This is a genomic window from Salinimonas profundi (assembly GCF_014750655.1).
GTDB lineage: Bacteria > Pseudomonadota > Gammaproteobacteria > Enterobacterales > Alteromonadaceae > Alteromonas > Alteromonas profundi_A.
This window is the reverse complement of the sequence record NZ_JABBXD010000003.1, coordinates 212,142-234,649: the sequence shown is the minus strand read 5'-3', so window position 1 is coordinate 234,649 and position 22,508 is coordinate 212,142. Positions and strand designations below refer to the sequence as shown.

General features: G+C 49.8%; 17 protein-coding genes. 10 read left to right on the top strand and 7 right to left on the bottom strand.

From position 1 onward, the window contains the following. The first annotated feature begins 50 nt into the window (after positions 1-50). A complete protein-coding gene (locus HHX48_RS08475) occupies positions 51-491 on the top strand; it encodes an acyl-CoA thioesterase (RefSeq protein WP_191024121.1) in 441 nt (146 codons plus the stop codon). Next, entirely contained in the window at positions 488-1,420 is a 933-nt protein-coding gene (locus HHX48_RS08470; protein ID WP_191024119.1) for a D-2-hydroxyacid dehydrogenase, read from the top strand. The genes HHX48_RS08475 and HHX48_RS08470 overlap by 4 nt, the downstream gene beginning before the upstream one ends. Before the next feature lie 6 nt (positions 1,421-1,426). On the opposite strand, the gene HHX48_RS08465 is transcribed toward HHX48_RS08470, so the two are convergent. Further along, positions 1,427-1,708, bottom strand: a complete 282-nt coding sequence (locus tag HHX48_RS08465) for a hypothetical protein (protein WP_191024117.1) — start codon at positions 1,706-1,708, stop codon at positions 1,427-1,429. A 138-nt stretch (positions 1,709-1,846) separates the two neighbouring features. Here HHX48_RS08465 and HHX48_RS08460 point away from each other — a divergent pair, with 138 nt between their 5' ends. Together HHX48_RS08460 and HHX48_RS08455 are read left to right on the top strand one after the other, a co-directional pair. Next, positions 1,847-2,341: an RNA polymerase sigma factor gene (locus HHX48_RS08460; protein ID WP_191024115.1), complete on the top strand. Its 495-nt coding sequence runs from the start codon at positions 1,847-1,849 to the stop codon at positions 2,339-2,341. Continuing rightward, entirely contained in the window at positions 2,334-2,915 is a 582-nt protein-coding gene (locus HHX48_RS08455) for a hypothetical protein (protein WP_191024113.1), read from the top strand. Before HHX48_RS08460 ends, HHX48_RS08455 begins: the two co-directional genes overlap by 8 nt. Positions 2,916-2,928: 13 nt before the next feature. Here HHX48_RS08455 and HHX48_RS08450 read toward each other — a convergent pair whose 3' ends face one another. Both HHX48_RS08450 and HHX48_RS08445 read right to left on the bottom strand, forming a co-directional pair. Continuing rightward, positions 2,929-6,693: a translocation/assembly module TamB domain-containing protein gene (locus HHX48_RS08450; protein ID WP_191024111.1), complete on the bottom strand. Its 3,765-nt coding sequence runs from the start codon at positions 6,691-6,693 to the stop codon at positions 2,929-2,931. Next, positions 6,690-8,447: an autotransporter assembly complex protein TamA gene (locus HHX48_RS08445; protein ID WP_191024109.1), complete on the bottom strand. Its 1,758-nt coding sequence runs from the start codon at positions 8,445-8,447 to the stop codon at positions 6,690-6,692. Before HHX48_RS08445 ends, HHX48_RS08450 begins: the two co-directional genes overlap by 4 nt. A 234-nt stretch (positions 8,448-8,681) precedes the next feature. Between HHX48_RS08445 and HHX48_RS19055 the strand changes: the two genes are divergently transcribed. Beyond that, a complete protein-coding gene (locus HHX48_RS19055) occupies positions 8,682-10,640 on the top strand; it encodes an alpha/beta hydrolase family protein (protein ID WP_191024107.1) in 1,959 nt (652 codons plus the stop codon). A gap of 158 nt (positions 10,641-10,798) precedes the next feature. Then, positions 10,799-12,034 (top strand): multidrug effflux MFS transporter, encoded by a 1,236-nt coding sequence (locus tag HHX48_RS08435; RefSeq protein WP_191024105.1) that lies wholly within the window; start codon positions 10,799-10,801, stop codon positions 12,032-12,034. A 52-nt stretch (positions 12,035-12,086) separates the two neighbouring features. Here HHX48_RS08435 and HHX48_RS08430 read toward each other — a convergent pair whose 3' ends face one another. Both HHX48_RS08430 and ilvC read right to left on the bottom strand, forming a co-directional pair. After that, on the bottom strand, positions 12,087-12,581 hold the full coding sequence (locus tag HHX48_RS08430; protein WP_191024103.1) for a CHRD domain-containing protein: 495 nt from the start codon (positions 12,579-12,581) through the stop codon (positions 12,087-12,089). Positions 12,582-13,073: 492 nt separating this feature from the next. Further along, complete coding sequence (gene ilvC / locus HHX48_RS08425) at positions 13,074-14,555, bottom strand: ketol-acid reductoisomerase (RefSeq protein WP_191024101.1); 1,482 nt, start codon at positions 14,553-14,555, stop codon at positions 13,074-13,076. 152 nt (positions 14,556-14,707) lie between these two features. Between ilvC and ilvY the strand changes: the two genes are divergently transcribed. Then, positions 14,708-15,571, top strand: coding sequence for an HTH-type transcriptional activator IlvY (gene ilvY, locus HHX48_RS08420; RefSeq protein ID WP_191024099.1), 864 nt, complete (start codon positions 14,708-14,710; stop codon positions 15,569-15,571). Here ilvY and HHX48_RS08415 read toward each other — a convergent pair. Next, on the bottom strand, positions 15,553-17,067 hold the full coding sequence (locus HHX48_RS08415; RefSeq protein ID WP_191024097.1) for a YifB family Mg chelatase-like AAA ATPase: 1,515 nt from the start codon (positions 17,065-17,067) through the stop codon (positions 15,553-15,555). The two genes, ilvY and HHX48_RS08415, sit on opposite strands and share 19 nt — an antisense overlap. 72 nt (positions 17,068-17,139) lie before the next feature. Further along, entirely contained in the window at positions 17,140-17,754 is a 615-nt protein-coding gene (locus HHX48_RS08410; protein ID WP_191024095.1) for a trimeric intracellular cation channel family protein, read from the bottom strand. A gap of 401 nt (positions 17,755-18,155) precedes the next feature. On the opposite strand from HHX48_RS08410, the gene HHX48_RS08405 reads away from it, so the two are divergent. Genes HHX48_RS08405 through ilvA form a run of 3 tightly spaced genes read left to right on the top strand, consistent with a single transcriptional unit; the run spans position 18,156 to position 22,499 of the window. Beyond that, positions 18,156-19,088: a branched-chain amino acid transaminase gene (locus HHX48_RS08405; RefSeq protein WP_191024093.1), complete on the top strand. Its 933-nt coding sequence runs from the start codon at positions 18,156-18,158 to the stop codon at positions 19,086-19,088. 22 nt (positions 19,089-19,110) lie between these two features. Next, complete coding sequence (ilvD, locus tag HHX48_RS08400) at positions 19,111-20,961, top strand: dihydroxy-acid dehydratase (protein WP_191024091.1); 1,851 nt, start codon at positions 19,111-19,113, stop codon at positions 20,959-20,961. Then, the gene (ilvA, locus tag HHX48_RS08395) at positions 20,958-22,499 is read left to right on the top strand and encodes a threonine ammonia-lyase, biosynthetic (RefSeq protein WP_191024089.1); all 1,542 of its coding nucleotides are present in this window, start codon (positions 20,958-20,960) and stop codon (positions 22,497-22,499) included. The genes ilvD and ilvA overlap by 4 nt, the downstream gene beginning before the upstream one ends. Positions 22,500-22,508 lie beyond the last annotated feature (9 nt).

Sequence of the window (22,508 nt, the reverse complement as noted above, 5' to 3'; positions counted from 1 at the left end):
GGAATTCTGCATCAGGCAACGTATGCTGTTATTTTTGACAGAGCCTGACTATGACTGATTTTGCCCCTTCTCTGGCCGATTATCCCTACCATATTGAGCTCACCACCCGCGCGCAGGATTGCGAAGCCCTGGGTCACATCAGCAATGTTGTGTTCTACAGTTTTTTTGATTCAGTGGTAAATCAGTTTTTAAGTGAGCGCTGCGAGCTGAATGTCGCAACAAGTAAGATTGTGCCATTTGTCACCAGCTCTCAATGTCAGTACATGTCCAAAGTGAGCTATCCGGAACCGGTTGCCGTTGGACTACGTGTGATAAAGCTAGCCCGAAGCGCAGTAACATACGGCGTATCGGTCTACGCAGGAGAAACAGGGCGGCGCGCGGCCCATGGTCAGTTTATGCAGGTGTTTGTTGAGCGAGCGACAGATAAGGTCGTTCCTATACCCAGTCATATCAAATTGCAGCTTGATGCACTAAGTGAGGAGTTGGAATGAAAGGTGTAATACTCGATATGGCTTCGCTGAAGCCAGATGATCTTGATTTGACGTCACTGGAGGCCTTACCGGTCAGCTGGACCTATTTTGATAACACCCCGGCTGAGAAGGTAAACGCACGCATTGACGGGGCGCAGATCATCCTGACCAACAAAGTTGTGTTGAAAGCCGACAATCTTAAAGATAGTCAGTGTCGTTATATTGGTGTACTGGCCACGGGCATGAACAATGTAGATACCGATTACTGCCAAGATAACGGGATCAGTGTGGCTAATGTAGAAGGCTATGGGACGGGTTCTGTTGTTCAGCACGCGCTGATGCTATTGCTTAACCTGACCACCTCATTTTTGCGCTACAATCAGGCGGTAAAAGCATCGGACTGGCAACATGCTGAGCATTTTTGTCTGCTTGATTATCCGATTTCCGAGCTTCGCGATAAGCATCTGGTGATTGTTGGCAGCGGTCAGCTAGGTAGCGGCCTTGCGCGGGTATGTCAGGCGCTGGGGATGCGGGTAAGCTTTAGCGCGCGCCCTGGCAGCAATGACGATCCTCGCCCGCCGTTGAACGATCTGCTCAGTGACGCGGATGTGGTGAGTTTGCACTGCCCGGCGACCCCGGACACCGAAAATCTTATTGATAAAGCCGCACTGGACAAGATGAAATCCAGTGCGTTTCTTATCAATACTGCTCGTGGCACGCTGGTGGATGAACATGCATTAGCAGAAGCGCTGCGCAGCGGCAGTATCGCCGGTGCAGGGCTGGATGTGCTTAGCACAGAGCCGCCATCATCAGAGAATCCGCTACTGGCCGAGCCGTTGGATAATCTGATTATCACACCGCACTCAGCATGGGGCGCCACCGAATCCAGGCAACGGCTTTTAGATAAAGCGGTAACCAATATCAAGCAGTTTTTGCAGCACACCACATAGCGAAGTCTACAAACGATTGAGCTTCTGGTTAAGCTCAAAGGTGGTGTCAGTAACGATCGCCTCCAGCGTTTCTATTCTTTCTCTGAGAGCCTTGATTTCTTTATCTTTATCGGCGTGCTGCTGTTTTTCTGCAGAACGAGCGAAAGCATTCTTTCGTGGTTTAGAAACAAACGGGTTGTCCGTGGTGCCGTTCATCCAGGCAACAAACTGCCAGCCGTATCGGGCATCAAGATAATAAGCCAGCCCCAACAGGACAAAAATAAGTGTAAACGTGATTATTGCGGTCATGGTGTTGTTCCTTCTACTGGTTTGACTATACAGTCACCACTCTTCGCACTTTATTACGCTAAGCATGTAATATTTATTGATTCCGGTGGACTACATCAATAGCCAGACATTTCACACCAAAAGGGACTCGTTTTAAAAGTGGATTTTGAGCAGGTGTTTTCTCAATACGGGCCATTGCTAAGCCGGGTTGCTGCTTCATATGAAGCCCAGCCGGCTCTTCGTGATGAACTGGCGCAGGATATCAGCCTGGCGGTGTGGCAAAGTCTGCAACGTTATGAAGGACGAAGCAATATTAAAACGTATATTCTGAAAGTGGCACATAATCGTGCAGTCAGCCATGTCTCACGTCAGGTGAAACACCCCGCAACAGATACATTTGAAGATAACAATACAATGTTTTGTGAACAGAAACAGGGCGGACCGGGCGCGCATGCTGAACAGGCACAGGCACGACAACGATTGCTTGATGCCATTCGTTTACTGCCTATTCAGAGTCGTCAGGTGATCACCCTGTCGCTGGAAGGGCTGAGCTACGACGAGATTGCAGATGTGTGTGGCCTGCAGCGTACACATGTAGGGGTGCTACTCAATCGTGCCAAGACTGCGATACAAAGGCGTCTGAAAGATGAATGAATTCGATAAAGATTTAGGTGAACTGTGGCAGTCTCAGCCCGTTTCCGCCATTGATATCAAAAAGGTAAAGCAGCGTTGGCGGACATTTCAGCTCAGGCACAGGCTGTACCTGGCGCTGGATTGCTTTTGTCTGGTACCGCTCATCTATTTACTTTTCTGGTCGCCCATTAAGACAAATTCACCGCAATGGTATTTTCTGATTGCTATTGGTTTTGCGGCTGTTACTTATACTGGTTATCTGACCTGGCTGCGGCGCTTATCGTTATTCAGCGGAAAATCCACCCGCGACCATCTTGACCTTCTGCGCAGGCAGCTAGCGAACAATGTTCGGATAGCACAGGTATCCAAACACTCTGCGTGGGTGACACAACTTGCACTCACCGCGTTTTTTGCGACCCTATACCTCTCTGGAGGGCTGCCCGCGTCCAAACTGAGTTCGGTTTCTCTGGCAATCGGCGGAGCTGGCATTGCTAACCTGCTTTTCTACCTGTGGGCGGCCCGTCGTCAGCGTCGATTTGCCCGTGAATATGCGCAGCTCGTCACCCAGCTGGAAGCCAGCGAGCCGGCGCAATAAGTACTACCGGCTGCTAATCACCTTCTTCCTGTGCCGCCTGTGAACTGTTGGCATCATCGTCCTGTTTCTTGCCAATGCGGGATTCAGGCTCTTTGCCCAGAAAGAACTGATAGTAGAAGTCGATGGCAAACTCCGTTTGTTCCTCAATGGTAGTCTGTATCGCCTCTGCATAGAACTGGGGCAGCCAGCGATAACGTAGTGCCAGATCGGGCGGCGCAGAACGTCTGCGAACCGTTTCAGCCGTGCTATCACCGCTTCCCAGGCCAACATCAAAATTGTACTTAACGCTCAGCCTGTCATTAATGCGACCAGTCAGTGACAGCTTAGGATCGCCCGCTGACCCGGAAGTTGTGCCTATACTGAAATCTTCAATACCCAGCGCATTACCCAGTTGCCCCTGAATGCCTTCTGTATTTGAGAGTCCCAGACCCACCAGCAGGGCACCATAATTGGTTTCCCCGCCATCGCCACCCAGTTTGCCGCTGCCGGTCAGTAAATACAGTAACGATTGGCTTTGGTCCATTGAGGGAGTACTGAAAACGCTGATGTTTGGGCTATCGGCTAAGCCCTCAACCCGGATCCCGGCGATGACACCATCATCGGTTTTGGCCGGTGAGCGTATTGCCTCTACCAACAACTGCGGCTGATCAAGGGGCCCGTTAAATTGCACCTCTCCGGTACGAATAAGTAAGTCCTGCCCGTAAGCCTGAAATCTGCCATCCATTATCTGAAGCGCACCAAAGCCCACCAGCGCAGGTTGTGTTTTTACCTGTAAGTGACCCGTGAGATTGGCAGTAAGACCAAAGGCTTCCAGTTTTACCTCGCCGGTTTCGTCATCATCGATCAGCACATCGATATTCGCGTTTACAATGCTAAGCGGATCTTCTTTAGGTGGCTCGCCGCGCAAATAGACATCCTTTGAAGGTGCTACCGCGCTTTCCGGCAGTTCTTCAATTATCGCGCGCGCCCAGGGGATGTTGATCTCACCGCTCACCTCGACTGCCTCCGGCGATACTGTCGCTTTGAGATCAGGCGAGACACGCACCGTGATATCACGCTGCTGAACTTCCAGTCTATCGCCGGTAAGGGTGAATGACAGTTTAGGCATTTCCGGTGTGGACCAGTCAATATCGCCCTGTAACTGCCCCTGCCCCGGACCAAGTGAAAACTGGCCGTCAAATTCAGCGCTGGTGCCATTGAACCGAATATCCTGCGTCCAGTCACTTATCGCCGCAGGGGTATCTTCAATATCAATATTTCCGTTGGCCAGCTTTACCTCGCCGTTTAATTGAGGTGCGCCAAGCTGACCGCTGACTTTGATATCACCATTGATAGCCCCGGTAAGCTCGCGTATCGCGGGCGAAATCGGTTTAAGAGGCGCTACTTTAATATCGTCTACAGAAATATTGCCCTCGACGGTGGGATTATCTGAAAACGGTCGTGTTTTTACCTGCGCGTTGATATTGCCCAACTGCTCGCTTTCCAGCGAGGCTGAGGCCATCAGTTCATCTTCGGTCAACTCGCCACTGGCATTGACTGCATCGACATCAATAGCCACCTTGCCGTCTTTACCAAGTGCCCAGGTGGCCGGTGTCACGTTTAGTGTAAATGTACCCTGAGGACGCTCGCCTAATGGCATCTTTCCTTTGGTAGTGATCGATGCAGTTGCCTCTGGCGGCTCAGGAACAAGTTCACCTAAAAACTCACTGGCCCATAAACCCACCGGCAGACGGTTAGCGTCTATATTCCAGCGGGCGACATCGTTCTTATACAATAAGTCTCTCATGCACAGCTCGCCGTCGTTTCGTGAGTCCCAGCAATGTGCAGTAATTTTTGTGCTAAAAGGTGACGGTCGCACAGCGACGGTAAAGGGGGATTCAAGCTCCCAGCGGGTGGAAAAGACGCCTATCTGGCTATCGGTAATGGTGCCTTTCCAGCGCTCGCCCTGCCAAGAGCCATCCACAACCAGTGATAACAAGTGCTCGGGCATATTTATCCGGGTCTCAACATGATGATCAGACAGCTTTCCGCTAACCGATAAATCACCATTTACCGCCCCTTGCTGCGCCACAGACGGGTTGAGCGATGCCGGTACCTGCAAATCGGTAATTGTGACTGAACCTTCAGCAGCAGGATCTTTCCAGTCACCAGATACATCGATATCCGCCGTAACCGAGCCATCAAGTCCCGGATACAGTGCATCCAACTGGGTTAACTGCGCCTGCACGGTGCCTTTTAAAAGCCGGTTTTTTATAAGCTGTCCAGCCACCTCAGCCTGATTCTCCCCCTGCGTCAGCCGGATAGATGTCACTAACAATTCATTCGGCCCTGAATAAACAGCAGAGCCTTTAACGTTAAGGTCAAATCCACCCTGAATGCCGCTGATGTCCAAATCTGTCAGACTTGCCTGAATGCCTTTTTGGTCATACTGCATCAAACTGGTGAATTCGCCCGATACATCTGTCGGCCCACTACTGGCCAGCGGCAACGTTGAAATATTTTTCAGCCTGGTTTTACCTGACCAGCTTACAGACTCATTCAGATACAAGGTGCCGGTATTACTGACAGTGCCTTCCAGCAGCTCAGCGTTCAGACTGTTAACCGTTATGTTTTTATTGTTCAGCACGATGTCGAGGTCTACCGGCACCCTGCCTACCTGAGGAGCATCTGCGGCGGTGTTTCCCTTCACCTGATAGTTTCCCATCTGACCACGTGCGGTAAGCTGGCCTTTATATAGTTTGCTATCCGGCATGCCCGGCAGCGCCTGCTCAGGCCAGGTAATATTCAATTTAGCCGGAAGGTTATCGTTAAGAAGATCTGCCGTGGCCTGCACATTTGCCTGATACTGGCCGGCGGCTTGCACATTTAGCTCAAGCGCGCTCAGTGACCCGTCAATATTAAGTTTTACCTGTTGAGATTTGCCGTCAGGCAATGTGAATTTGGCGATAAGGTCGCTGTTTACCGGATAATTTTCGTTTAAGGTGCCAGCAAATGATAGATCTGCCTGCCCCATTTCATGTTCCACGTGTAACCCGTCGAGGTCCATGTCGTATTCAGAAAATGTATAAGTATCAAAAGATACAATAGCTATTTTTTGAGTTTGTTCGCCTGTAATAATCCGGGTATCTTTTAAGCTAAATGCAGTAATACTCAGCGGAACAGGTGTTTTTATTTCCGGCAACTGAGGCGCGGTATAACTGAGCGCGTAATTTACCGGCATATCACTAGCCTGAGGGGACGGTTCGGTAGTTTGCGGCAGGGTGACGCGCAGTCCTTCAAGCTCTACAGGATTCAGCGTTAGCGCATCCGCCATGCGGCCCTTTAAAAACAACGATGCCAGTTCAATTTTCTGACCGGCCATTTTAAATTGTGTGTCCGTCAGTTTAGCCTGATGAATGACGACGGTGATCGGCATTGAGAAAGGCTCTTCCGAAGCCGGCGGCTCTTCTTCGGGCGCTTCGCCAATTTGACTGACCGCAACGCCATCAGTAGTGACAAAGTCTATACAGACTTTATTGGAAAACAGGCATCCTAATACCAGGTTAATTGACGCGCTGTTCACCTCAACCTGCCACTGTTCATTTTTCCATGATACGCCCTCTACAGAAAACGTACCCAGGGGTGATCCTGAGACCTCTTCAATTTCGAGGTTGGGCACGACAGCAGAAGCCAGCGGACCCAGCAGCGGACTACCCAGTGGGCTTATCAAAATTCCGATAAGTAGAATAAGCAGTAAAATGGGTGATACAACCCACAGAGCCACCTTACGTTTTTTCATAACTCAGGCCCTAACATAAAGTGGATTCGCCAGGTGTTTTCTTTTTCTGAAAACCCGCGGGCAATGTAAAAGCGTACCGGGCCGATAGGCGATAACCAGTGTACACCGGGGCCTATACCAAACGCCGGATCTTCTTCAAACTCATTAGTGGCGGTACCCACATCTAAAAAGGCGGCAGCGCGCCAGTTTTCCGCTACTTGATAGGCGTATTCAGTGCCGACGGTAGCAAGGTATTTTGCTCCGGCTGACTCCTGCACCGCACCCAGTACAGGATTAAAGATTTCACCTTCAGGCGAAATATCCCGGTACCCGAATCCGCGAACGCTCTGGTCACCACCAGCATAAAAGCGCACCGATGCCGGCACCTCGGCAAAACTGTTGGTTTCTATTGCGCCGATTTCTGAGCGCACCATAAACCGGTGTTTTCCGATGGTGCGGATAACCCTGGCCTCGGCCGTGCCTTTGACAATATCAATATCTGATCCGATACCTTCACGACCTACCTGAATACCGGTTCTGAAATAGGTGCCATGGGTGATATTGAGGGTGTCGTCTTTGACCAGATACTGCAGGGCGTAGCCAGGCATCAGCAACTGAGTCGTCTGACTGGGATCGTCATCGACTTTATATTTTTCACGTAGAAAGGTAACCGAGTAATCATTTTGCCACGGCGACTCAATCTCTTGTGTAACACGGTGAACAGACAAGGAGAGGGTCTCACTTTCTGTGTTGGTGTTGTCGTAATCTAAAAACTGGTATCCCGCTTCGTATTTCAGATAATCATTTTTCAGATCGCCCATCGGTACCAGATAATCAGCTGTAATTGATTGTTCCGGTGCAGAGATAAACAGTTCAGCATTAGCCGAGTGGCCTTTATCATTGACCCACGGCCGCTCCCACTTCAACCGTAGGCGGGGGCCGGTATCGGTAGCAACACCGATGCCCACATTAAAGTTATCTCTGGGTTTATGGGCCAGCGTGATTTCAATCGGCACACGTGTTCCCTGCGCCTGGCTGACCACCGGACGGGCAATTACACGGGAAAAATAACCGGTTGCGTTGAGCCGGCGGTTAAACTCAGCAAGCTGATCGGCGGTATAGGGTTCGCCCAGTGTGAAAGGCTGAAGCCGGCGAACAATATCCTCTGCTTTGTCCTCCCCATTGATTGTCACCTTGCCAAATTCATAGCGCGGTCCGCTCTGCGCAATTAACAAAATATTGGCTGCACGTTCCTCGCGAACTAAATCTAACCGTGTTGCCTGCCAGTGAAAATCAAAGTACCCATGATTCAGAGCATAGTTGAACATCCTGGATTTGAAACGTTCGTATTCCTGCTGAAGCAGAACGTCGCCTTTTTCTAACGGGAAGCTATTAAACGTGGTGCGAAATTTTTTATCAGCACGCCCTGCACCAATAATTTCGCGGGTTACATTAGTAACCTTTAATGGCGAGTCCAGGGATACATCAAGGACTACCTCGCCTTCCTCATCGGTATTGATAAGCGTGGTGCTGTTGTAATACCCGAATGGCTGCACCGCAGTGGCTACCGTCTTGCTGACTTCTTCCTGCCAGAATGGATCGCTAAGTGCGTCCTGACCGATATCCAGACTTTTCAGGTGCAAGCGAATGTTGTCTTCAAGCGTATCATCGTCAACCCCCTGAATCGTAAACTCCAACTCAGCCAGCGCCTGCATTGGTAAGAAAACCAATAGCATTAAAAGACAGCGCTTTTTCAAAAAAATAACGATTGGCATGGATTTACTTATTTGTCCTTTTAAAAAGGTGAGATACGTTGATGCCGAACCAGAAGCGTAGCTTGCATGAATCAACTGCGATGGGCAGCGGCATGTCAGAAAACCGGCTACAATACGATGTTTATCTGCTCGACTCTAGTATATTATCGCTTTACGCAGTGCGAAGATCAGCTGCGACAGGTTGTAACTTATTTAAGATATATCCGTCCTACCTAGTATTAAAAGGATAAGTACGTGAAAGGATTCAGTTTAGCCGGAACTATCGGCGTTATTCTTACACTTTTTATAAGTTTTAGCGTAACCGCTGAAAACACCGGGCAGCTACCCGTAAGCGCCTACAGTCAGCTTCCGAAAATTCAGAAAGTTCGTCTCTCTCCTGATGGGGGACGCATTGCTTATACCCACAATCTGACCATGGATGGCGAAGATCTATCCATCCTGCAGGTTTACGACTTTGAAAAAGGATCGACTGCTTATTTGTTACGTTCAGATAATGAAAAAGTAAAAATCAGCTGGTATCGCTGGGTCAATAACAAACAGTTGGCTGTTAGTGCACTATATGAAGTCAAACAGAGGCATGTCAGGTTTCATAAGACCCGAATGTATATTATGAATTACACAAAGCCTGACGAGAAACTCAGAACAATCGTTGACGTCGATCGGTTGAGAGAAGCCAGCCGATTAAAAGTCGACCCTCAATATTTGGACAGTGTTGTTGACTGGCTGGATCATGACCCAGAGCATATTTTGATGCAAGTCGATACCAATACTGTAGCAATGCCTTCAGTCTTCAAGATTAATGTAAACACGTTTCATCGTACTCGTATTGAGCGTGCCAAGCGTAAAGTCCGCGACTGGATGACTGACCAGCAATCTGCTTTGCGACTTGGCATCGCCAGAGATTACGACAACGGCGAAACAGAAGTCATTGTGCGTAAAAACGAAGAGGCAGAATGGGAAACACTTTTTGCCTATAACGCCATGAATGAAAAAGGCATATATCCTAAAGGATTTGGGCTGGACCCCAATATTCTGTATTACACCGCGTACAAGGGAAACTTTCTGGCGCTGTATAAAATGACGCTGGATGACCGCAAAAGTGAACTAGTCTACGCGGATGACAATTATGATGTTGATGGCAGCCTGATTTACTCACCAAAAACCGGCGAGGCGATTGGTGTTAATCATCCTCAGGCTGAAAATGGAGAATATTATTGGAAGCCGCGCTGGGCCAAGCTACAGGCCATGCTGGATAAGGCATTACCGGAGTTCAGTAATACGATTTTAAGTTTTAATGCTGACGAAACGTACTACATTCTGCATTCAGAAATGGACGGCACGCCCCCTTATATAAGCCTGGGTAATACCAAGACCAATAAAATAGACGGGCTGTTTAATCTCTACCCGCAGCTGGCCGAACAGACTATTCCCGCCAATGAGAAAGTCATTTATAAAGCGCGTGACGGTCTGGAAATCGAAGCTTATCTTACTCTGCCTGCTATCGGCGAACCGCCGTACCCTACGGTCATTCATCCTCATGGCGGACCGGGCGCCCGGGATTTTGATGGTTTTAACTATTGGATTGCTTATTTCACCAGCCGCGGATATGCCGTGCTTCGTCCGAATTTCAGGGGCTCAACAGGGTATGGCTATGAATTTGCTAATGCGCAGATGAAAAGCTGGGGACTGCAGATGCAGGATGATATTACGGATGCTACGCACTGGATGATAGAAAAAGGTCATGCAGATAAGGAAAAAATTTGTATTGTCGGTGGCAGTTATGGTGGATATGCCGCATTGATGGCGACAGTGAAAACGCCCGATTTGTTTGCATGTGCTATCAGCGTTAACGGTGTCAGCGACCTGAAATATCTGGAGCGAAATGCCCGGAATTTTGTTAATCATGAATTTGTAAAAAACCAGATAGGTGATGACAGTGATGATTTAGAGGCCCGTTCGCCGCTGTATCATGCTAAGAAAATTACCACGCCTATTTTACTGGTACACGGTGAAGAAGATCGCAGTGTGTCGGTCAGGCACAGCAGAACCATGGCTGAAGAGTTAGAGGATCATGATCATCCCGCCTTCAAATATGTAGAGCTTGAAGCCGGCGATCATTACTTATCCATTCAACGAAACCGCCATCGATTCTTCGCAGAAATGGATGCATTTTTGAATCAGTATCTGCATTAATGATCATAGCCGGCCTTGATGCCGGCTTTTTTTACGGTCTAATCGCATCAATACGGCTACGCATAGCAAACCGCTATGTTTACAGCCGTTTTACTGTACACTGACGCCTTTACAGTTTACCAGCCTGCCTGCGTCTGCATTATAAGGATCTGCTCTGCGTGAAACCCGCCACCAATACTAAAGCAAAGCCTACTCTGGCGTTACAGGAATTTGTTGCCCTTATGGCGTTGATGACATCGCTGGTGGCGCTGAGTATTGATGCGATGCTACCCGCGCTTTCTCAAATTGGTGAAGCGCTTAATGCTAAAGACGAGCACGATGCGCATTTGATCGTGTCGGTGTTTTTCGGTGGTATGGCATTCGGGCAACTTTTCTTTGGCCCATACTCGGATAGCCGCGGTCGGCGTGAAACCATTTTGCTTGGTTTATGTATTTTTGCAGTAGGGTCGCTGGTCTGTATGCAAGCCGATGATATGAATACGATGCTCGCCGGACGACTGATTCAGGCATTTGGTGTCTCCGGACCTCGTATCGCGGCAATGGCCATTATTCGTGACCTGTACGTCGGCGACGGTATGGCGCGGGTTATGTCGTTTATCATGATGGTATTTATTATCGTTCCGATGCTGGCCCCTATGGTCGGGCAGGCCGTGCTGCTTTTTTTCACCTGGCGTCATATTTTCAGTCTGTTTCTGATTTTTGCGGTGATTGCCGGTAGCTGGTATTTTTGGCGTCAGCCCGAAACCCTGGTTAAGGCGCGGCGCCAACCTTTTTCATGGAATCAGTTTGGTCGCTCATCTTCATTTATCCTGACGCACATGTCAGTAATGGGCTATACGCTGGCCATGGGATGTATCTTCGGGTCTTTTCTGGCTTACCTGAGCGCTTCCCAGACTATTTTTCAGGAATTTTACGATACCGGTGAGATGTTTCCCTACATCTTTGCCACACTGGCGTTCTCAATTGGTCTGGCATCGTTTTTTAACGGCACTATGGTAATGCGCTTTGGCATGAGTAAGCTGGTACGCATTGCGCTTGTGGGCGTTATTGTTTTTGCCTGTTTGCTAAACGTTATCTTATTGAGCTTCGATGGCCTACCACCACTGGTCGTCACCATTACAACACTGTTCTGTGGCTTTTTCTTTGTAGGGATCTTATTCGGGAATCTGAATGCCATGGCGATGCAGCCATTAGGCGATATGGCTGGCTTAGGCGCAGCCATTATTGGCTCCCTGTCGAGTCTGATTGCAGTGCCGGTGGCATTGGCTATAGACAGCTTTCTGACAACCAATCTGTATCCCATCGGTTTGGGGTTTCTGGCCTTTTTCGTATTAGCAGCGTTATCGGTATATTTTGCCGAGCGTGAACGGCATGAAATTCTGGCTGAGGAATAAAGACAAACGCCGCAGCCATTCATTCAGGCTGCGGCACACTTGGTTTAGTGGTTTAGTTGCCCTGAGGCATTAACTGGCCACGAATAGCGCCACCAGGATAATCCGGATTATGCACATTGATATAATAGTCTTCCGGATGCTCAAGAATTTCCTGAACCACCGGGCCCATTGGAAACTTCTCTGATTCCACGCCCTCGGTCAGACAGTCTGCCGCGTTCCCATCTTCAGGACCGGCCAAGGCTGCAACGACAGGGCCGTTAGTACCCGCTGCACCCTTATGGATATGTGCGGCCATCCCTTCACCTACAGGCACCAGTTGTATTTTATCGACAGTTAACACATAGCATAGTGTATTCGGATCGCCGTCGATGCCAAACACATAGGCTTCACCCCGCCCGTTTGGGTCGCCGGAAATACGCTTATTACCTGAACTATTCACTTCCTGACGCCCATCCAGTGACGCTTCCAGAACATTATTTGTATGACCTGCATATACCTGACCGGAAGCACCGATAAGCGCAATCGACATCGCAATTTTCTTCAACATAGTCTTGTCTCCGTGATTGATTGGATATTGATATTTCCTGGACAGGAATCCACCATCAATACTGACCAAACGCGCAGGACCCGTTATCAGATGTGAAAATTTATAGTTCATCTGAAAATTAAGTGAAAACGCACCTTCTCTAAGACTGGTTTTTCATCGCCAGTCCACGTCGCACCAGCGATGTACGTCATGAGCGAACAAAACACGGCGTATATTAATTTAAGTTAATGTTTCACGGGTGCCAGATTGTATTCAAGTCAGAAGGCTTAATCGGATAAGTAAAAACCTGAACGCAGAGACGCTGATAAGTCCGTAGCAGCGGACCCTTTTATCAATCGATGAAAAATTTTTGTAAGGGGAAGGTGTTAATGACAATTCGGCCAAAGGTAACACATCGGTTTATCGTTGCGGTCTCTTTGAAATGCACATAAAAAAGCCCGGCCAAACTGGCCGGGCAAGAGGGCTTCTTTAAGCACCTAACGACAGAAATTGTTACTCAAAAACGGTGGCTTTCATGTCTTTCATATAACCACGAAGTACGTCTCCAACCTGTTCTACACCGTGTTGACGAATCGCGCGATTTACTTCCACCAGCTGGCGGTTATCCACCTGATTACTTTCCTGACTCAGTCCTTTGCCGATGATTTCAGTGGTTACTGAAGGCATGAAGCTTTCTTTGAGCAAAGGAATTGCAGCATTGGCAAACAGATAGTTGCCGTATTCTGCGGTATCAGAAATCACCACGTTCATCTCATAAAGACGTTTGCGCGCGATAGTATTGGAGATCAGCGGTGTTTCATGCAATGACTCATAGTACGCTGACTCAGGCAAAATACCGGCTTCAACCATCACATCAAAGGCCAGCTCTACCCCTGCTTTGATCATAGCAACCAGCAGAATGCCTTTATCAAAGTAAGTCTGTTCTGCAATTTTGCCTTCATAAACCGGCGCATTTTCAAAGGCGGACTGACCGGTTTCTTCGCGCCATTTGTGCAGGTTCGCATCGCCGTTAGCCCAATCCTGCATCATGGTTTTAGAAAATTCACCGCTGATAATATCATCCTGGTGTTTTTCAAATAGCGGACGCAGGGTGGTTTTTAGTGTTTCAGACAACTGATGGGCTTTGAGCTTGGCCGGATTCGACAGGCGGTCCATCATGTTAGTGACACCACCGATTTTCAGCGCTTCAGTAATCGTTTCCAAACCCTGCTGAATAAGTTCACCGGCGTAGGCTTCATCAATGCCTTCTTCCACCATTTTCTCATAGCACAGAATAGCCGCGACCTGCTGCATACCACACAGAATTGTTTGCTCGCCCATCAAATCAGATTTCACTTCTGCAACAAAGGACGATTCCAGCACACCGGCCCGATCACCCCCAGTGGCACTGGCCAGCGCTTTAGCGATGTCCCAGCCTTCCTTTTGAGGATCATTTTCAGGATGCACTGCAATGAGTGTGGGAACACCGAACCCGCGCTTGTATTCTTCACGCACTTCTGTGCCCGGACATTTGGGCGCGCACATAACTACGGTAATATCTTTGCGGATCTGCTGACCCTCTTCAACAATATTAAACCCGTGGGAATATCCCAGCGCCGCGCCTTCTTTCATTAACGGCATAACAGCTTCAACCACGCTGGCATGCTGTTTATCCGGCGTCAGGTTGTAAACCAGATCTGCTTCCGGAATAAGTTGTTGATAGGTACCCACAGTAAAGCCATTATCTGTGGCACGCTGGTATGAATCACGCTTTTCATCGATTGCAGCCTGACGCAATGCATACGCTACATCCAATCCCGAATCACGCATATTCAGGCCTTGATTAAGTCCCTGCGCGCCGCAGCCGACAATAACAATGCGTTTACCTTTTAAATACTGGCAACCGTCAGCGAATTCGCTACGGTTCATAAAGCGGCAGCGACCCAGTTGGTCCAGCTGCTGTCGTAACGATAATGTATTGAAATAATTAGCCATAAGATTTCCGAACATCTTTTTTATTTCATCAATCCCGGTTGTTGCCGCTACCGGAGACCTCGTCTGTGACGACTTGTAATGAAGACTAGCCTATCGCTTTTGTTTTGCAAAATGATATATTTGCAAGACAGTATTTCATTTTTTGCAACGTTATGGATATTAAAAGCCTGCAGCTGTTTAATCATCTGGCAGACAGTCTGCATTTCGGGGCGACTGCCAGAGCGATGTTTGTATCGGCATCGACCCTGAGCCGGATTGTGCAGCGTTTAGAGGAAGAGTGCGGTGCACCGTTATTTGAACGGGACAACCGACAGGTCTCGCTGACCCCGGCGGGACAAAAATTACTGGTTTTCAGCCGGCAGGTGGTCAGGGATTGGCGCGAACTGCAGGCACAGTTGCATCAGGACGGGCAGACTTTGCAGGGGCAACTCAGTATCTTCTGTTCAGTTACTGCCAGCCAGAGCCACCTGCCAGGCCTGTTGCGCGCCTTTCGAAATCTTCACCCGGCCGTGGATATCCGCCTTGTTACCGGCGATCCGGCACTGGCCATCGAACGGGTGAAGCAAAAAAGCTGTGATGTCAGCATTGCTATTCACACACCGGATTTTCCCAAAGATTTGAACTTCGCGCCGCTGGATAATATTCCCCTTGATTTGATTGTGCCCAAAAGCTGGGGCATAACACAGTTGTCACAAATAGACTGGCGTCACCATCAGGTGGTTATGCCGGAACATGGGCCGACTCGCCGAATTGTCTACCACTGGTTTGCTGAGGCGGGGATTCGGCCTAATGTTTATGCATCTGTCGGGGGCAATGAGGCTATCGTCAGCATGGTGGCGTTTGAATGCGGTATGGGATTTGTGCCCCAGGTAGTGCTGGATCATTCCAGTATGGCTGCAAAAGTCACCCGCATTAAAGTGGATAATATCGAGCCTTATCAATTGGGCCTTTGCTGTTTGAACAGTCGTCGTAGCGAGCCGCTTATTGATGCGTTGTTTCAGTTAGAGCTTAGCTGAGAAATGATGGTATCCAGTGCGCGATAGCCCAGGGCCTCGCTGATATGATGTTGCTTAACGCTGTCGCTCGACTCAAGATCAGCGATGGTTCGGGCCACTTTAAGGGTTCGGTGAAAAACACGCATCGATAATTTAAGCTGTCGGGCGGCCTGCTGCAAAAATGCCAAATCTTTTGCACACAGTCTGCACGCTTCAGTCAGCTCTGCACTGTGCAGTGCACTGTTAAGCTTACCCTGCCGGTCACGTTGACGCTCCCGGGCGACAGTAACTTGCGCTTTAGCGCGCTGAGCAGAGTCTGTTTGGCCAGCGCCTGGTTGGCTTAGGGTGTACTCGTCAAGACGCGGTACATTCACCTGTAAGTCGATACGGTCCAGGAACGGACCGGAAATACGGTTGATATAGCGCAGGATGTTGTCCGGTGAGGTACGTCCGTCGTGGATGTCGCCGGTTGGGCTGGGATTCATGGCAGCGACCAGTTGAAACCGTGCCGGATAAACCGCCTGGGCTTGCGCCCGACTGATACAGATATCGCCGGTTTCAAGGGGCTCTCGCAACACGTCCAACGCCCGACGGCCAAATTCAGGCAATTCATCTAAAAACAACACACCCAGATGCGCCAGTGAGATTTCACCGGGCATGGGATGCGTGCCACCGCCGGTCAGTGCAATGGCTGAACTGGTATGGTGCGGCGCGCGAAATGGCCGGCTAAACAGTGATGTGGCATCAATTCCCATGCCCTTGACAGATGCAATAGAGGCGACCTGTAGTGCCTGTTCAATATCCAGCGGCGGCAATAATGAGAGCAGGCGATTGGCCAGCAAACTTTTACCCGTTCCCGGCGGACCTACAAACAAAATATGGTGCTCGGCCGCTGCTGCAATAACCAGTGCCCGCTTAGCCTGACTCTGACCGATGATATCATCCCACTCGGGGGCGGCAGTATCCGGTGCGCCTGACAAGGCATCAGTAATAGCGGGTAGCGATGCAGTGTTATTCAGGTGATTGAAAACGCCGGTAAGGTCAGGTGCTGCGCGGCGTATTATGCCGCTTACAAGTGCTGCTTCATGCCGGTTTTCGGCAGGAAAAATAATCTGCGCGGCGCTCTGCCGGGCTGCTAAAAGCGCGGGTATTAGTCCTCTCACCGCCTTAATTTTTCCATTTAGCCCTAATTCGCCGATAAACTCATAGTTATCGGCGCAGGTCGCAGGAAGAATGCCAGCCGCAATGAGAATTCCAACCGCGATGGGCAGGTCGTAGCGCCCGCCATGTTTGGGAATTGTGGCAGGGGCAAGATTTACCGTGATACGTTTGGCAGGAAACTCAAAACCGCTGTTGATTAACGCGCTTCTGACTCTGTCGCGCGCTTCTTTGACGCAGGTTTCAGCCATACCGACCAGATGGAAGGCGGGTAACCCGTTTGCCAGATGCACTTCTACCTGCACGGAGGGAGCGCCGATTCCCTCACCGGCGCGGGTGTTTACCACTGCATAGCCCATAGTATCGTCCTGACGAAAAGGGCTCAGTGTATGGCATGTTGAAAGGGTAACGTACTGGCCGCCAGTGCAGATTTACTCTGTTCTGAACACGGGCAACTCCCAATGCCAGCGCATTGCGCCCAGACGTAAACATACGGTAGTTACCAGTGCTGCTACAACACACCAGATATCAGGCAGTTGCAGTGTATAAAACAATGCGTAGGCGCCACCCCCGACAATACAGGTGATGGCGTATAACTCGCCGGATAAGACCAGCGGCACCTCACGGCAGATAACATCTCGCAGTAACCCACCAAACACGCCGGTGATAGTACCCATGGCAATGGCTACAGCCATACCCGCACCAGTACCTAAGGCTTTTTCTATTCCTACCACATTAAATAACGCCAGGCCGAAGGCATCAGCAACCAGAAGATAATGGTAGGGGAACAAAGATGTCAGTCTTAACCAGATAATGGTGATAAGCGCTGCAATACAGGTAACGTACAGGTAATCGGTATCTTCAATCCAGAATACGGGTAAGTCGAGCATCATGTCGCGAAGTGTGCCACCGCCTACTGCGGTTGCCGAAGCCAGGACCACCACGCCGAATCCATCCATTCTTTTCTGAAACGCCATCAACGTTCCTGATATTGCGCACACCGCAACACCAGCGAGGTTAAGCACATGGATCCAGCTTTCTATCATCAACGTTACCTTTGAACTGAGGAATACCAAAGACAAATAGTCTGGCTAAATTGGTTGAAAAAGACCACCGTTTCATGCTAATTCTTTGTCTTAGGCATTTCACAACGGGTCAGCCAGCCGGTTGTGAAGGTTAAAAAGTGCCGATAATTCTTTTTTCCGAACATCTTTGTCCTGCTGTTATATAGCAGGTCTCATCAATTTTCTCCCTGTATTTTCAGGGGGCCACGCCTTGTTTGCGTCTTAAAAGTCAGTCAGATGTAAAAAATGCTGTCCATTCAGGTGGCTTAAAACGGTCTGTCATTGGGCGTTTTGAATCTCCTGCTGTATGATTTGCGCTGAACTTTTAATTTTCTGCTTTTGGGCAGTACCCGGGCCACATGCCCCGTAAATAAGGAATAAACATGGCTAAGCAACCTGCTGAATATATTTGGTTTAACGGCGAGATCAAACCTTGGAAAGACGCCACCGTTCACGTAATGACCCATGCTATTCATTACGGCTCTTCAGTATTTGAAGGGATCCGCGCATATAAAACGCCGGATAAAGGCACCTGTGTTTTCCGTTTGCAGGAGCATAACCGTCGTCTTTTTGATTCAGCAAAAGTTTACCGTATGACCATTCCTTACACGTTGGATCAGGTTAACGAAGCAACGCTGGATATTATCCGCAAAAACGATTTGCAGTCTGCTTATATCCGCCCCATCGCATTTTATGGTGATATCGGGATGGGTCTGCAGGTGCCTTTTGGTCAGGAAACGGAACTGACCATTGCCGCGTTTGAATGGGGCGCCTACCTGGGTGAAGAGGCAATTAAAAATGGTGTCGACGCCGGTATTTCTTCCTGGAATCGTCTGGCAGCGAACACCATGCCTACTGGTGCAAAAGCGGGAGGTAATTACCTGTCGTCGCAGCTGATTTCAATGGAAGCCCGTCGTCATGGCTACGGTGAAGGTATCGCACTTGACCGTAATGGCTATATCAGTGAAGGCGCGGGCGAAAACATTTTTGTTATCCGCGATGGTGTTGTGACCACCACGCCTAAAACGGCAGCAATTCTGCCGGGTATTACCCGCGACACAGTAATGACATTGCTTCGCGATATGGGCTATGAAGTTCGTGAGGAAAATATTGCCCGTGAAGCGATGTATCTGGCGGATGAAATCTTAATGTGCGGGACTGCCGCCGAAGTCACACCGGTGCGCAGTGTCGATGGTATTGCTGTGGGTAATGGTGGCCGTGGCCCGATTACCGAAGCGGTACAGGAAAAATTCTTTGGCCTGTTTAACGGTACAACAGAAGATAAGTGGAACTGGCTGACGCCCGTTTATGAATAAACCCTAACTTTCAGGAGCAATTATGCCCAAACTACGATCTGCAACGACAACGCAGGGACGAAACATGGCAGGGGCACGCGCACTGTGGCGTGCCACCGGTATGAAAGATACCGACTTTGGAAAGCCGATTATTGCCATCGCCAACTCCTTTACGCAGTTCGTACCCGGGCATGTGCACCTCAAAGATATGGGGCAGCTGGTCGCCCGCAGCGTAGAAGCCGCGGGTGGCGTTGCCAAAGAATTTAATACCATCGCAGTGGACGATGGTATCGCGATGGGCCATAGCGGCATGCTTTACAGCCTGCCGTCCCGGGAAATTATCGCCGACTCGGTAGAATATATGGCCAATGCGCACTGTGCTGATGCGCTGGTCTGTATTTCCAACTGCGACAAGATCACTCCGGGCATGCTGATGGCAGCCATGCGCCTGAACATTCCCGTTGTATTTGTATCCGGCGGGCCAATGGAAGCGGGCAAAACACAATTGTCTGATCAGCTCATCAAGCTGGATTTGGTCGATGCGATGGTCGCAGCTGCGGATGACAGTGTCAGTGATAAAGACAGCGGTGAGATTGAGCGCTCTGCCTGTCCGACCTGCGGCTCTTGCTCGGGCATGTTTACCGCCAACTCAATGAACTGTCTGACAGAAGCCCTTGGTCTGGCGCTACCCGGCAATGGTTCTATGCTGGCCACCCATGCAGACCGCGAGGGATTGTTTCAACGTGCCGGTGAGCTGATTGTAGAGCTTTGCCAGCGCTGGTATGGCAATGATGATACCTCTGCGTTACCCCGTAATATCGCTAATTTCGAGGCATTTGAAAATGCGATGAGTCTTGATATTGCGATGGGCGGATCGACCAATACCATATTGCACTTGCTGGCGGCAGCCATGGAAGGAGAGATTCCTTTCAGCATGGCAGATATCGATCGGCTTTCTCGTAAAGTCCCCCATTTGTGTAAGGTCGCGCCAGCGACTCCGAAATACCATATGGAAGACGTGCATCGGGCCGGTGGCGTGCTGGGCATCTTGTCAGAACTGAATAAAGCCGGTTTATTGCATCCTGATTCGCATCATGTACTGGGCGGCACCATCAGCGATGTCATCAGTCAGTGGGATATTACTGACTCTCAGAACGAAATAGCTGATAAATTTTATCGTGCCGGTCCGGCGGGAATACGGACGACAAAAGCATTCAGCCAGTCGTGCCGCTGGGATGAGGCAGACAGAGACCGGGAATCAGGCTGTATCCGTGCGCTTGAGCACGCCTACAGTCAGGAAGGTGGTCTGGCAGTGTTATACGGTAATCTGGCTAAAAATGGCTGTATTGTCAAAACCGCCGGTGTGGATGAATCGATACTTACCTTTACCGGTACAGCAAAAATTTACGAAAGTCAGGAAGACGCGGTTGCGGGGATCCTTAATGATGAGGTCAAAGCCGGCGACGCCGTTATTATTCGCTACGAAGGCCCCCGTGGCGGACCGGGTATGCAGGAAATGCTGTATCCCACCTCTTACCTGAAATCAAAAGGCCTGGGCAAATCCTGTGCGCTGATCACCGATGGTCGCTTTTCTGGTGGCACCAGTGGGTTGTCAATCGGACACTGTTCGCCGGAGGCAGCCAGCGGTGGTGGTATCGCGCTGGTGGAAGACGGCGATACCATTGTTATTGATATTCCTAACCGCACCATCAACGTGGATGTCACCGATGCCGAGCTGGCGCATCGGCGCGAGGCAATGCAACAACGGCCTCGTCCGTTCAAGCCGCTTAATCGCGAGCGTGTGGTTTCTGCGTCGCTTAAAAACTTTGCCATGCTGGCAACCAGTGCAGATAAGGGCGCCGTGCGCGACGCGGCTAAGTTGGAAGACATATGACTATCAGCAGCCACGAGTATTTAAAAAAAATACTGTTAGCGCCGGTTTACGATGTCGCGGTAGCCAGTGATTTGGTCATGATGGCTGGTCTGTCACACCAGATTGGTAACTCGGTCTTTTTAAAGCGCGAAGATCAGCAGCCGGTAAAGTCGTTTAAGTTGCGCGGTGCCTATAATCGTATTTGCACGCTGACAAAGGCACAACAGCAGGCCGGAGTGATTGCCGCTTCGGCCGGAAATCATGCGCAGGGTCTGGCATACGGTGCGCACGTAAAGGGTATTAAGGCCACGATTGTCATGCCAGAGACAACGCCCGATATCAAAGTGGATGCGGTGCGGCGCTTTGGTGGTCAGCAGGTCACGGTTATTCAGCATGGGACCAGTTTCGACCAGGCCAGTGCCCATGCAAAGCTTCTGGCAGAGCAGCATGGCTATACCTTCGTGCCTCCGTTTGATGACCCTGATGTTATTGCTGGTCAGGGCACAGTGGCCCGTGAGTTACTGGAACAAAATCCTAACCTGGACATGATTTTCGTGGCCGTTGGGGGAGGCGGTCTGGCGGCGGGAATATCGGTTTACCTTAAACAGTTGAAACCGGACATCAGAATTATTGCTGTTGAATCTGAAGAGTCAGCCTGTTTTGCCGCCGCCCGTAAAGCCGGAGAGCCGGTGGCTTTACCATCAGTAGGCATATTTGCTGATGGTGTGGCTGTTAAAACCATGGGCCAGGAGACGTTTCGGCTCTGTAATGAATACGTTGATGAAATAGTTACCGTTTCAAATGATGAGATTTGCGGTGCTATCAAGGATATTTTCGATGACACCCGGGTAATAGCGGAGCCGGCTGGTGCGTTATCCGTTGCGGCCATTCGCAAATACGCCAAAACGCATAATCTTACCGGCAAAAACATCGGCGGCATTCTGTGCGGTGCGAACATCAACTTTCATACACTTCGCTATGTGTCAGAACGCTGCGAATTAGCCGAGCAGAAAGAAGCCGTTTTTGCTGCCAAATTAGCCGAACGTCCGGGCGCATTTAAACAATTTTGTGAGGCGTTGGGCGGTAAAAATATCACCGAATTCAACTACCGCTACGGCAGCGATGCCGAAGCTCATGTATTTGTAGGCGTAAAGCTGAAAGGCGGGCAGCCAGAGTTCTCATTATTGCAGGAAAGCCTGACTGATAAAGGCTTCGCGTGTTTTGATCTCAGTAGCAATGAGCTGGCAAAACTGCACGTCAGGCACATGGTTGGAGGCCGGCCCCCGGCAATTCTGAATGAGACCGTATTTGCCTTTGAATTTCCTGAGTACCCCGGTGCCTTACTGAAATTTTTGAATACGCTGGGCGAGCGCTGGAATATCACGCTATTTCATTATCGCAATCACGGTGCTGCAAAGGGACTGGTGCTGGCCGGGTTTGATATACCGCCGGAAAGCCGGGCTGCATTTGATGAGCACTTACAGGATCTGAATTATAGCTTTACCGATGTGACGGATGATCCGGCGTATCAGTTTTTTCTGTCCGGTGCTGCACAGTAAATAGTTGAA

Bases quoted from the DNA above. Each gene is read 5' to 3' on its own strand.
- HHX48_RS08445 (WP_191024109.1), bottom strand. From the start codon at position 8,447: ATGCCAATCGTTATTTTTTTGAAAAAGCGCTGTCTTTTAATGCTATTG.
- ilvD (WP_191024091.1), top strand. From the start codon at position 19,111: ATGCCCAAACTACGATCTGCAACGACAACGCAGGGACGAAACATGGCA.
- ilvC (WP_191024101.1), bottom strand. From the start codon at position 14,555: ATGGCTAATTATTTCAATACATTATCGTTACGACAGCAGCTGGACCAA.
- HHX48_RS08450 (WP_191024111.1), bottom strand. From the start codon at position 6,693: ATGAAAAAACGTAAGGTGGCTCTGTGGGTTGTATCACCCATTTTACTG.
- ilvA (WP_191024089.1), top strand. From the start codon at position 20,958: ATGACTATCAGCAGCCACGAGTATTTAAAAAAAATACTGTTAGCGCCG.
- HHX48_RS08430 (WP_191024103.1), bottom strand. From the start codon at position 12,581: ATGTTGAAGAAAATTGCGATGTCGATTGCGCTTATCGGTGCTTCCGGT.
- HHX48_RS08455 (WP_191024113.1), top strand. From the start codon at position 2,334: ATGAATGAATTCGATAAAGATTTAGGTGAACTGTGGCAGTCTCAGCCC.
- HHX48_RS08405 (WP_191024093.1), top strand. From the start codon at position 18,156: ATGGCTAAGCAACCTGCTGAATATATTTGGTTTAACGGCGAGATCAAA.
- HHX48_RS08415 (WP_191024097.1), bottom strand. From the start codon at position 17,067: ATGGGCTATGCAGTGGTAAACACCCGCGCCGGTGAGGGAATCGGCGCT.
- HHX48_RS08465 (WP_191024117.1), bottom strand. From the start codon at position 1,708: ATGACCGCAATAATCACGTTTACACTTATTTTTGTCCTGTTGGGGCTG.
- HHX48_RS08410 (WP_191024095.1), bottom strand. From the start codon at position 17,754: ATGATAGAAAGCTGGATCCATGTGCTTAACCTCGCTGGTGTTGCGGTG.
- ilvY (WP_191024099.1), top strand. From the start codon at position 14,708: ATGGATATTAAAAGCCTGCAGCTGTTTAATCATCTGGCAGACAGTCTG.
- HHX48_RS08470 (WP_191024119.1), top strand. From the start codon at position 488: ATGAAAGGTGTAATACTCGATATGGCTTCGCTGAAGCCAGATGATCTT.
- HHX48_RS08475 (WP_191024121.1), top strand. From the start codon at position 51: ATGACTGATTTTGCCCCTTCTCTGGCCGATTATCCCTACCATATTGAG.